Below are 10,686 nucleotides of genomic sequence, written 5' to 3'. Positions count from 1 at the left end.
ATCGCCGCGTCATGCTCCTCGCGAATACGTCGAGTATTCGCTTCGTCGCAATCCTTGCGCTCGGCCCTTCTGGTGGCCAGCGCAAGCCCGTTATTAGCGTGAACAGGCCCTAGGCGCCCCCCACGGAAATCCTCACGTCGCGTCGTCGGGCGGTTCGCTACAATGGCCGCTGTCACCTTTTTGCAAACAACCTGCCCTTGGACTTCGAGACTCCTCCCGGCCTGTCGGTCGACGCCGGCAGCCAGGGCCAGACGGTGCGCCTGTACGGCCAGTGGACCGCGCTCGCGCTTGCACGCAATCGCGGCGCGGTGGCGCGCCGTATCGCGAGCATCGCGTCCGGGCGCGTGAGCGAATGGGATCTGTCCGGCATCGAGCGGCTCGACCACGTCGGCGGCCAGGCGCTGTGGCGCGTGTGGGGTCGCAAGCTGCCGGCCGGTGTGGCGTTGAGCGCCACGCAGCGCACGATCTTCGAGCGCATCGAGCGGCTCGACACCGAGCGCGAGGCGCCCGAGCGCGTGGTGCGCTACGATCCCGTCACGCGGCTCGGCCAGGCGATCTTCGGGTTCGGCGAACACCTGCAGGGCGGCATCGCGATGTTCGGCCTCGTGATCCTCGACGCGCTGTCGGTGCTGCGCCATCCGAAGACGATGCCGTGGAAGGAAACCTCGGCGAACATCTACAGCGCCGGCGCGCAGGCGCTGCCGATCACCGCGCTCGTCGCGTTCCTGATCGGCATCGTGCTCAGCTACCTGTCCGCGCAGCAGCTGCAGATGTTCGGCGCGAACCGCTACATCGTGAACATCCTCGGGCTGTCGGTGATCCGCGAGCTCGGCCCGGTGCTGTCGGCGATTCTCGTTGCGGGCCGCTCGGGCTCGGCGATCACCGCGCAGATCGGCGTGATGCGCGTGACCGAGGAGCTCGACGCGATGCGCGTGATGGGCATCCCGCACGGGCTGCGGCTGATCCTGCCGCGCGTGCTCGCGCTCGGCATTGCAATGCCGCTGCTCGTGATGTGGACCAACATCATCGCGCTGACGGGCGGCGCGCTTGCCGCGAAGCTCGTGCTCGGGATCGACGTCAACTATTTCGTGCGCTCGCTGCCGGGCGTCGTGCCGATCGCGAACCTGTACATCGGCGTCGGCAAGGGCGTCGTGTTCGGCATGCTGATCGCGCTGGTCGCGTGCCATTTCGGCTTCCGGATCAAGGCGAACTCGCAGAGCCTCGGCGAAGGCACGACCACGTCGGTCGTATCGTCGATCACGGTCGTGATCCTCGCCGACGCGGTGTTCGCGATCCTGTTCCAGAACGTGGGGCTCGGATGAACGCATCGAACGAAACGACCGCGCACGCCGCGGCAGTCGGTGCCGGGTCGGTCGGCACCGGGCCAGCCGCGGCGGCCGATACCGACAATCTCGTGATCGAGGTGCGCAACCTGACCAAGCGCTACGGGCGCAACATCATTCACCAGAAGCTCGACTTCGACGTGAAGCGCGGCGAGATCGTGTCGATCGTCGGCGGCTCGGGCTCCGGCAAGACCACGCTCGTGCGGCAGATCCTCGGCCTCGAGCGGCCGACGTCGGGCACGATCAAGGTGTTCGGCGAAGATACCGCGACGATCGACGACGCGAGCGCGCGGATGATGCGCACGCGCTCCGGGATGTTGTTCCAGCAGGGCGCGCTGTTCTCGTCGATGACGGTGTTCGACAACGTCGCGCAGCCGCTGCGCGAGCTCGGCCGCGTGCCACCGGATCTGCTGCACGACATCGTGATGCTGAAGCTCGAGATGGTCGGGCTGCCGTGCAAGCACGCGTCGAAGATGCCGGCCGCGCTGTCGGGCGGGATGGTCAAGCGGGTCGGCATCGCGCGCGCGATCGCGCTCGAGCCCGAACTGCTGTTCCTCGACGAACCGACGGCCGGCCTCGATCCGCAGGCGTCGGACGAATTCGTCGAGCTGATCGCGACGCTGCACCGCACGCTCGGGCTGACCGTCGTGATGGTGACGCACGATCTCGACACGATGGTCGCGCTGTCGACGCGCGTCGCGGTGCTGGCCGACCGCAAGGTGCTGGTCGCGGCGCCGGTCGAGGAGGCCGCGAACGTCGACCATCCGTTCATCCACGAATATTTCCTGGGGCTGCGCGGGCGCCGCGCATTGCAGGCGCTGCCGCCCGAGCGGCGCGCGAAGCTGCCGAAGGCGGCCCTCGAACCGGCGCTGTCGAGCGTCGAGCTGTAGGCACGAAGGAATCCGCGAATGGAAAACAAATCACATGCGTTCTGGGCCGGCCTGTTCACGATCGCGCTGACGCTCGCGATCGCGGGCACCGTGTTCTGGTTCAACGTCGACCGCACCGTGCGCGTGCCGTACGACCTGCTCGCGCGCACCAACGTGACCGGGCTGTTCCCGGACGCGGCCGTGCGCTTTCGCGGCCTCGACGTCGGCAAGGTGCAGTCGATCGGCTTCGATCGCGCGCACCCGGGCCAGATCCGGATCCGGATCCTCGTCGACCACGACGCGCCGATCACGCAGTCGACCTACGGCAGCCTCGGCTTCCAGGGTGTGACGGGCATCGCGTTCGTGCAGCTCGAGGACACGGGCCGCGACCTGGCGCCGCTGCCGTCGTCGACCAAGGCGATCGCGCAGATCCCGATGCGGCCGAGCCTGTTCGACCAGATCCAGGAGCGCGGCGACGTGCTGCTGCGACAGCTCGAACTCGCCGCGAAGAGCGCGAATGCGCTGATGTCGCCCGAGATGCGCGAGCAGTTGCGCGCGACCGCCGAAAGCCTGCAGCACGCGGCCGATGGCGCGACCACGCTGACGAAGCAGCTCGGCCCGGCGGTTACCGCGCTGCCGGAAACGATGCACGAGGTGAACCGTGCGATGGCGTCGGCGAACACGCTGATGCAGCCGAACGGGCCGCTCGTGTCGAACCTGAACAAGGCCGGCACGGCCGCCGAGCAGGTGGGCGTCGCGCTGAACGATCTCAACGCGCGCGTGCAGTACGACACGCTGCCGCGTTTCAACGCGCTGGCCGGCAGCGTCGGCGACGCGTCGCGGCAATTGAAGGACGTGGCCGGTGAACTTGGCCGCAACCCGCGCAGTCTGTTGTTCGGTTCGCCCGGCGCGGCGCCGGGGCCCGGCGAGCCGGGCTTCACCTGGCCGGGTGCGACGGCCGGGCAGTGACACCCATCGAAACCGGAAACATCATGCAGGAACACGCCATGCCACGAATCCTTGACCGCGCGCTGCGTCCCGCCGCGGCCGCGCTTGCCGTGCTGACACTGTCGCTCGCGGCCGGCTGCGCCGGCAATAGCGCTGCGCTGTCGAATGTCCGCTACGACCTCGGGCCGGCCACGTCGGTCGTGACCGCCGGCCCCGGCCCCGCGCTGAAGGTGCTCGACGTCGCCGCGCCCGACGCGCTCGACTCCGACAAATTCGCGTATCGCCTGGCATACGTGGACGCGCAGCACGTGGCCGTCTATCGCGACAGCCGCTGGACCGCGCCGCCCGCACAACTGCTCACGCAGCGGCTGCGCGGCGCGCTGTCGTCGCGCGGCACGGTGCTCGAAGGGTCCGACGGCGTGCGTGCGCCGACGCTCAAGGTCGACCTGAACGAATTCGAACAGGTGTTCGACGGCCAGTCGCAGAGCCATGGCGCCGTCACCGCGCGCGCGACGCTGACGCTGGACGGCAAGGTACTCGGCCAGCGCACGTTCGTCGCGCGTGCGCCGTCGAGCACGCCGGACGCAGCGGGCGGGGCCCGTGCGCTCGCGACGGCGAGCAACGAGCTCGTGTCGCAGATTGCCGCATGGGTCGGCATGCAGGCTTACGCGGGTACGCCGTGACGCGTGCCGCGCAGCCGCGATGAGCGCGACCGGTACCCCTCGCGCATCGCCGCTCGCGCGGCAGGCCTTTGCCGCTTATGCGGCACTCATCGTCTACGCATCGCTGTATCCGTTCGAAGGCTGGGTGTCGCTCGGCATCGGGCCGTTCGACTATCTGTTCGCGCCGATGCAGCGCTACGTGACCGCATTCGACGTGGTCACGAACGTGCTCGGCTATATGCCGTTCGGGGCGCTTGCCGTGCTCGCGCTGCATCCGCGCTGGCGCGGCGTGGCCGCGACATTGATCGCGGCCGGGCTCGGCGTGCTGCTGTCGGGCTCGATGGAAGCGCTGCAAACCTACTTGCCGACGCGCGTCGCGTCGAATCTCGATCTCGCGGCCAACGCGCTCGGCGCGCTGCTGGGCGCGGCGCTCGTCGCGCCGGCCACCGGTGCGCTGCTCGATCGCGGCGCGCTGCGCCGGCTGCGCTTCGCATGGTTCGAGGACGACGGTGCGACGCCGCTGCTGCTCGCCGGGTTATGGCCGTTCGCGATCCTGTTCCCGTCGCCGTTCCTGTTCGGCATCGGCGACTGGCCGGCCGCGCTGTGGGAGCGTGCCGACGCGTCGATGCAGGACGCGCTGCTCGCGTGGCTGCCGGCCGCGTGGCGTGTGGGCGAATGGCCCGAGCGCGTCGACGGCTGGCTGTCCGACTCCGCGTGGGAGGCCGCACTCGGCGGGTTGATGCTGTTCGCCGCGCTGACGATCGCGTCGCTCGCGATGCGGCCGCGCGCGCCGCGCATCCGGCTCCTGATCGCGCTCGTCGCCGCGACGCTCGTGCTGAAGGCGGCCGCAACCTTCATGCAGTCGGCCACCGGCCTCGTCGTCGTATGGGCGACGCCTGGCGCGCGGCTCGGGATCGAACTCGGGTTCGCGGCCGCGCTCGTTGCGCTGCACGTGCCGGCGACCTGGCGCGCGACGCTCGCGGCGCTCGCGCTGCTGGCCGGCGTGGCGCTCGTGAACCTGCTGCCCGTCAATCCGTTCTTCGACTTCACGCTGTCGGGCTGGCGGCAGGGCCGCTACGTGCACTTCAACAGCCTCGCGCGCTGGCTCGCGTGGATCTGGCCCTACGCGGCGCTGATCTGGCTCGGCCAGCGCGTCGAGCATGCGTGGCTGCCGGCCGCGTTGCGTCGTTGAAGCAGTGGCTGCGGCGGCGCGGCAGTGGTATCGCGGGCAGCTGCCTGCGCCGCTCGCTATAATCTTCCGCATCCTCCGCTGCGCCGCGCAGCGGCAACCGCAGATCCTCTTTCCGCACGGCCTCGCGCCGGGCTGCTCGTCACCATCATGGATTCCTACTACCAGCACCACGTCTTCTTCTGCCTGAACCAGCGCGAACCGGGCGCCGAACGCCCGAGCTGCGCGCAATGCGACGCGCAGACCATGCAGGAATATGCGAAAAAGCGCGTGAAGGAGCTCGGCCTCGCGGGGCCCGGCAAGGTTCGCATCAACAAGGCCGGCTGCCTTGACCGCTGCGAGGAAGGGCCCGTGATGGTCGTGTATCCGGAAGGCACGTGGTACACGTACGTCGACCAGGCCGACATCGACGAGATCGTCGAATCGCACCTGCGCGACGGCAAGGTCGTCGACCGCCTGAAGATCTGAGCGGGCCGGCCGAATGAACGTTCATACGCAGAAGTCGCTGATCGCGGGCCCGGTCGGGCAGATCGAAATCGCGGTCGACCTGCCCGACGCCGTGCGCGAAGGCACTGCCGCGCCACGCGGCATCGCGCTCGTCGCACATCCGCATCCGCTGTTCGGCGGCACGATGGACAACAAGGTCGCGCAAACACTCGCGCGCACGCTCGTGCAGCTGAACTACGTCGTGTTCCGGTCGAACTTCCGCGGCGTCGGCGCGACCGAAGGCGTGCACGACAACGGCACCGGCGAGGCCGACGACCTGCTCGCGGTGCTCGCGCACATGCGCGCGCAGGCCGCGTATGCGGACCTGCCGCTCGTGCTTGCGGGCTTCTCGTTCGGCACCTTCGTGCTGTCGCACGTCGCGAAGCGGCTGCGCGACGCGGGCGGGACGATCGAACGGATGGTGTTCGTCGGCACGGCCGCGAGCCGCTGGCAGGTGGCCGACGTGCCCGAGAACACGCTCGTGATCCACGGCGAGACCGACGACACGGTGCCGATCGCGTCGGTGTACGACTGGGCGCGGCCGCAGGAACTGCCGGTCGTCGTGATCCCTGGCGCCGAGCACTTCCTGCATCGCAAGCTGCACGTGCTGAAGCGCATCATCGTCGACGCCTGGCGCTAGCCGGCGCGCGGGTGCCGGCATGACGCCGGCTGCCTGCGTCGCGTCGCATACGCGACATCCGGCATGTGCCGGATGCGTGTTCCCCCGCACGACATCGCGCCGCCGCCGCGCGGCGCAACCCGACTTCCATACCGCCTGCGTAAGCCTTTCGCACAGCTTCGCGTGCGATGACGTGCAGCTTGCCGGCACCCTGCGCCCGATGCGGATGTGCAACTGTCCGGCGCCCGGTTCGCGAAAACGCCCTGCGCGGCCACGTATAATGGCCGCAATCCGCGTTGCCCGCGGCCCGGCTGGGCCCATGCGGCGCTCGTTTCGCCGCCTGTCCGCCCGCTCGCGACGGCAGCGAACCGAACGCGTCCGCACGAGTCCAACCGGCGCGTTTCGCGTCGCCCGACGATTTCGGGCGAGTGCCCGAAACGCCCGCCGCCTTGCCGTTCAACCCTGCGCGTTTCGCACCGCACTTTCTGCCATCAGCCTGAATCGATCATGCGTCTGTCTCCCCAAGGCCTCAAGTCCCTCGCTTCCTCCATCGCCTTCGGCACCGCCGCGCGCAACGTCGCGCTCGGCGTGATGCTGCCCGTCGCGCTCGCGTCGACGATCGTCGTCGCCGAGGCGAAGCCGGCCGCCAAGGCCAAGGCCGCGCATGCGGCGCCGGCCGCCACCGAGCAATTCACCGGCGCGCCCGCGACCTACATGCCGGGCGCAGTGCCGCCGCCGGGCGTGAATGCGCACTCGTGGGTGCTCGTCGATGCGACCAGCAACACGGTGCTCGCGTCGGGCAATGCCGATGAACGCGTCGAGCCCGCCTCGCTGACGAAGCTGATGACGGCGTACCTCGTGTTCGAAGCGCTCGACAAGAAGAAGATCTCGATGGAGCAGATCGTCACGCCGAGCGACGCCGTGCGCCGCGTCGGCCGCGACGAGTCGCGCATGTTCATCGAGGCGAACAAGCCGGTGTCCGTGCACGACCTCGTGTACGGGATGATCATCCAGTCGGGCAACGACGCCGCGATCGCGCTGGCCGAACTCGTCGGCGGCAGCGAAGGGCAGTTCGTCACGCTGATGAACGACGAGGCCGCGCGCCTCGGCATGAAGGGCACGCACTTTGCCGACGTGAACGGCATGCCCGACCCGAACCACTACACGACGGCCGGCGACCTCGCGAAGCTGTCCGCGCACCTGATCCGCGATTTTCCGCAGTACTACAGCATCTTCTCGGAGAAGGAATTCAAGTACAACAACATCCGCCAGGGCAACCGCAACCGTCTGCTGTGGCTCGACCCGACGGTCGACGGCCTGAAGACGGGCCATACGCAAGCGGCCGGCTACTGCCTGATTGCGTCGGCGAAGCGCGCGATCCCGGGTGTGGATGGCCAGCGCCGCCTGGTGTCGGTGATGATGGGTGAGCAGAAGGAAGGCGAGCGCACGCAGGACAGCATGAAGATGCTGAACTACGGCTACAGCGCGTTCGATTCGGTGCGCCTGTTCAAGGGCGGTCAGGCGATGTCGACGCCGCGCATCTACAAGGGCAAGGAAAACACCGTGCAGGTCGGCGTGAAGGGCGACCAGTGGGCGACCGTGCCGCGCGGCCTCGGCGACAAGGTCAAGACGGAAGTCGACGTGAACGCGCCGCTGATCGCGCCGCTCGCGGAAGGCCAGCAGGTCGGCACCGTGAAGATCGTCGCCGACGGCAAGACGCTGTCGGAATTCCCGGTCGTCGCACTGCAGGCGGTGCCGGAAGCGGGTATCTTCGGGCGTATCTGGGACTCGATCCTGCTGATGTTCAGCAAGAAGAAGTAAGCACGACGGGCCTTTGTTTTTACGACTTCATCCCCATCTGTCATTGCTATGAGCCAAGCCGAATTTGAACCGATCGTCTACCTCAGCGTGTCGTCGCAGGAGGAAATGGTGCCGCTGTCGGAAGCCCGTGTACCGGTGCTCGACCGCGGGTTCATCTTCGGCGACGGCGTGTATGAAGTTGTCCCCGTTTATGCGCACGACGGCGCGCACGTGCCGTTCCGGATCGAACAGCATCTGGCACGGCTCGAGCGCAGCCTGAAGAAGATCGGCATCGTCAGCCCGCACGACGACGCGGGCTGGCGTGCGCTGATCGAGCGCGTCGTCGCGGCGAATGCCGAAGGGCTCGGCGACGGCAACGCGCTGGTCTATTTGCAGGTGACGCGCGGCGTCGCGAAGCGCGGCCACGCGTTCCCGGCGAATGCGGTGCCGACGGTGTTCGTGATGACGAGCCCGCTGCGCCTGCCGTCCGACGAAGAACGCGCGCAGGGCGTGCGTTGCGTGACGGCCGAGGATCGCCGCTGGCTGCATTGCGACATCAAGTCGATCTCGCTGCTCGGCAATGTGCTGATGGCGCAGCATGCGGCCGAACGCGATGCGTTCGAGACGCTGCAGCTACGCGACGGCAACCTGACGGAAGGCTCGTCGTCGAACGTGTGGATCGTGAAGAACGGCGAGCTGCTCGCGCCGCCGCGCAGCAACAAGATCCTCGAGGGGATCCGCTACGCGCTGATCGAGGAGCTGGCCGACGAGTGCAGGATCCCGTTCGTCGCGCGCGAGATCAGCGAAGTGGAGTTGCGCGCGGCCGACGAAATCATGATCACGTCGGCCACGAAGGAAGTGCTGCCCGTCACGTCGCTCGACGATCTGCCCGTGCAGGGCGGCAAGCCGGGCCCCGTGTTCGCGGCGTTGTATGACGCGTACCAGCGCGCGAAAGCGCGCGAGTTTGAACAGTTTGACCTAACCCGGAGCAAATGATGAGCGAACCGACCAAAACCATCGAGGTGACCGGCGCGATCGATACCCGGAAGGAGTCGCTGCTGGAGTTCCCGTGCGATTTCCCGATCAAGATCATGGGCAAGGCGCACCCGGAGTTCAAGGACACGATCTTCAAGGTCGTCGCCGTTCACGACAACGAGATCGATGTCGAGAAGATCGAAGAGCGCGCGTCGAGCGGCGGCAATTACACGGGCCTCACGATCACCGTGCGGGCGACGAGCCAGGAACAGCTCGACAACATCTACCGCGCACTGACCGGCCATCCGATGGTCAAGGTCGTACTCTAAGCGCCTTCCAGCCTCCCTCTTGCGCGCACTCGGCGGGGGTCTTCCCCGCTGCGCGCCGCGCGTCCAGCTCGTCGCACAGCTGCTTGTATTCGGCGACTTCCTGAAGCAGCCAGGTCCTGAACGCCTGCACGCGCGGCGTGTTCAGGAGCGGCGGCGGACACACGAAAAAATAGTGCCACGGGCTCGGCCCGTCGATGTCGAACAGGCGCACGATGCGCCCGTCGAGCAGGTCGTGCACCGCGAGCGAGCGGCGCACCAGCGCGATGCCCTGGCCGTCGATCGCGGCCAGCAGCAGGTTCGACGAATCCTGGTACAGAATCCCCCGTTTCGGCTCGGTCAGCGTCTTGAGCCCGGCCGCGTCGAACCACGGCCGCCACAGCTCGTCGTCCGAGCGCAACAGGTTGTAGTGCGCGAGATCGGCGGGCGTTTGCGGCAGCTTGCCGCCGTTCAGCGTTGGCGCGCACGCCGGAAAGAACACCTCGTCGAACAGCGGCTCGACATGCAGCCCCGGGTAGTTGCCGTGGCCGAAGCGGATCGCGAGATCGACGTCGTCGCGCGCGAAATCGGTGAGCGAGTTGGTGGACTGCAGTTCGACGTCGATTTCCGGATGCCGTTCGATGAACGTGCCGATGCGCGGCGTGATGAAGCGCGCGGCGAACGACGACAGCATCGACACCACGAGCCGCCGGTCGCGGTCGCTCGCGCGCACGTCGCGGGTCGCGTCGGCGATCACCATCAGCGCGGTGCGGATCTGTTGCGCGTAGCGCATGCCGACGTCGGTCAGGCACAGCCGCTTGCCGTTGCGCGTGAACAGCTGCACGCCGAGCTCCTCCTCGAGCGCGCGTACCTGATGGCTGACCGCGCCGTGCGTGACGTACAGCTCGTCGGCGGCGCGCGAGAAATTCTCGTGACGGGCGGCGGCTTCGAACGCGCGAATCGCGTTCAGCGCAGGTAGCTGGCGGAGGTCCATTTGCTAATTTTCCTCACATCGACGTGAAAATTGGTCGTTTTGTCAGACGCCTTGAAGTGACTACGATTGTAGCCATCGAAGCACTTATTGGCGGAGTCGATCATGCAAGAAATTTCTTCAAGCATCACGTTCGAAATCCCCGCGGGCGAAACCGTGCCGATGAAGGTACGACGCAGCACGCGGCTGGTGGTCCAGAGCGGGCCGGTGTGGGCGACGCGCAGCAACGACGTCAACGATTACTTCCTGGTCGACGGCGAAACGCTGAAGCTGCGCCGCGGCGAGCGGCTGTGGCTTAGCGCGGAAGGCCGGGAGGGCACGCGCGTGGCATTCTCGGTGTCGCGGCCGCCCGGGGAAGTCGCGCTTGGCGGGCTGGCACGGCTGCGCGAACGCGTGAGCGCGCTGCTCCATGACGGATGGCGCACCGTCTGACCATCATTTCCTCCGACGGATACCGGCGATCCGTCCCCCTCCAAGGCCGGCGAGACCCACGGGTTTT

The 10,686-nt window shown here is 67.9% G+C and carries 12 protein-coding genes; 11 read left to right on the top strand and 1 reads right to left on the bottom strand.

Going from position 1 to position 10,686, the window contains the following annotated elements; all coding sequences use genetic code 11:
* The first annotated feature begins 128 nt into the window (after window positions 1-128).
* The 10 genes from QZM67_RS38535 to QZM67_RS38490 all read left to right on the top strand — a co-directional run bounded on the left by QZM67_RS38535 (window position 129) and on the right by QZM67_RS38490 (window position 9,220).
* A complete protein-coding gene (locus QZM67_RS38535) occupies window positions 129-1,322 on the top strand; it encodes an ABC transporter permease (protein WP_301811446.1) in 1,194 nt (397 codons plus the stop codon).
* Window positions 1,319-2,233: an ABC transporter ATP-binding protein gene (locus QZM67_RS38530; RefSeq protein ID WP_301811436.1), complete on the top strand. Its 915-nt coding sequence runs from the start codon at window positions 1,319-1,321 to the stop codon at window positions 2,231-2,233. Before QZM67_RS38535 ends, QZM67_RS38530 begins: the two co-directional genes overlap by 4 nt.
* Window positions 2,234-2,251: 18 nt before the next feature.
* Window positions 2,252-3,181: an MlaD family protein gene (locus tag QZM67_RS38525; protein ID WP_043187140.1), complete on the top strand. Its 930-nt coding sequence runs from the start codon at window positions 2,252-2,254 to the stop codon at window positions 3,179-3,181.
* A 38-nt stretch (window positions 3,182-3,219) separates the two neighbouring features.
* Window positions 3,220-3,843, top strand: a complete 624-nt coding sequence (locus tag QZM67_RS38520; RefSeq protein ID WP_043187142.1) for an ABC-type transport auxiliary lipoprotein family protein — start codon at window positions 3,220-3,222, stop codon at window positions 3,841-3,843.
* Between the two features lie 19 nt (window positions 3,844-3,862).
* A complete protein-coding gene (locus QZM67_RS38515; protein WP_301811433.1) occupies window positions 3,863-5,014 on the top strand; it encodes a VanZ family protein in 1,152 nt (383 codons plus the stop codon).
* 147 nt (window positions 5,015-5,161) lie between these two features.
* The gene (locus QZM67_RS38510) at window positions 5,162-5,479 is read left to right on the top strand and encodes a ferredoxin (RefSeq protein ID WP_011694422.1); all 318 of its coding nucleotides are present in this window, start codon (window positions 5,162-5,164) and stop codon (window positions 5,477-5,479) included.
* A 13-nt stretch (window positions 5,480-5,492) separates the two neighbouring features.
* Window positions 5,493-6,137, top strand: a complete 645-nt coding sequence (locus tag QZM67_RS38505) for an alpha/beta hydrolase (RefSeq protein WP_175025650.1) — start codon at window positions 5,493-5,495, stop codon at window positions 6,135-6,137.
* Between the two features lie 486 nt (window positions 6,138-6,623).
* Window positions 6,624-7,937: a D-alanyl-D-alanine carboxypeptidase family protein gene (locus tag QZM67_RS38500; RefSeq protein WP_175025649.1), complete on the top strand. Its 1,314-nt coding sequence runs from the start codon at window positions 6,624-6,626 to the stop codon at window positions 7,935-7,937.
* Window positions 7,938-7,985: 48 nt separating this feature from the next.
* Window positions 7,986-8,912 (top strand): D-amino acid aminotransferase, encoded by a 927-nt coding sequence (locus tag QZM67_RS38495; RefSeq protein ID WP_301811429.1) that lies wholly within the window; start codon window positions 7,986-7,988, stop codon window positions 8,910-8,912.
* Window positions 8,912-9,220 carry a YbeD family protein gene (locus QZM67_RS38490; RefSeq protein ID WP_011353335.1) on the top strand — a complete coding sequence of 103 codons (309 nt, stop codon included), beginning with the start codon at window positions 8,912-8,914 and terminating at the stop codon, window positions 9,218-9,220. Before QZM67_RS38495 ends, QZM67_RS38490 begins: the two co-directional genes overlap by 1 nt.
* On the opposite strand, the gene QZM67_RS38485 is transcribed toward QZM67_RS38490, so the two are convergent.
* Window positions 9,204-10,190, bottom strand: a complete 987-nt coding sequence (locus QZM67_RS38485; RefSeq protein ID WP_175025647.1) for a transcriptional regulator GcvA — start codon at window positions 10,188-10,190, stop codon at window positions 9,204-9,206. The genes QZM67_RS38490 and QZM67_RS38485 overlap by 17 nt on opposite strands.
* A 102-nt stretch (window positions 10,191-10,292) precedes the next feature.
* Between QZM67_RS38485 and QZM67_RS38480 the strand changes: the two genes are divergently transcribed.
* Entirely contained in the window at window positions 10,293-10,619 is a 327-nt protein-coding gene (locus QZM67_RS38480; protein ID WP_175025646.1) for a DUF2917 domain-containing protein, read from the top strand.
* The last annotated feature ends 67 nt before the right edge of the window (window positions 10,620-10,686 follow it).

The sequence above is a fragment of the Burkholderia sp. AU45251 genome (genome assembly GCF_030482905.1).
Classification (GTDB): Bacteria; Pseudomonadota; Gammaproteobacteria; order Burkholderiales; family Burkholderiaceae; genus Burkholderia; species Burkholderia aenigmatica.
Note: the sequence above shows the minus strand (reverse complement) of the source record. Positions and strands in the feature narration are given on the sequence as shown.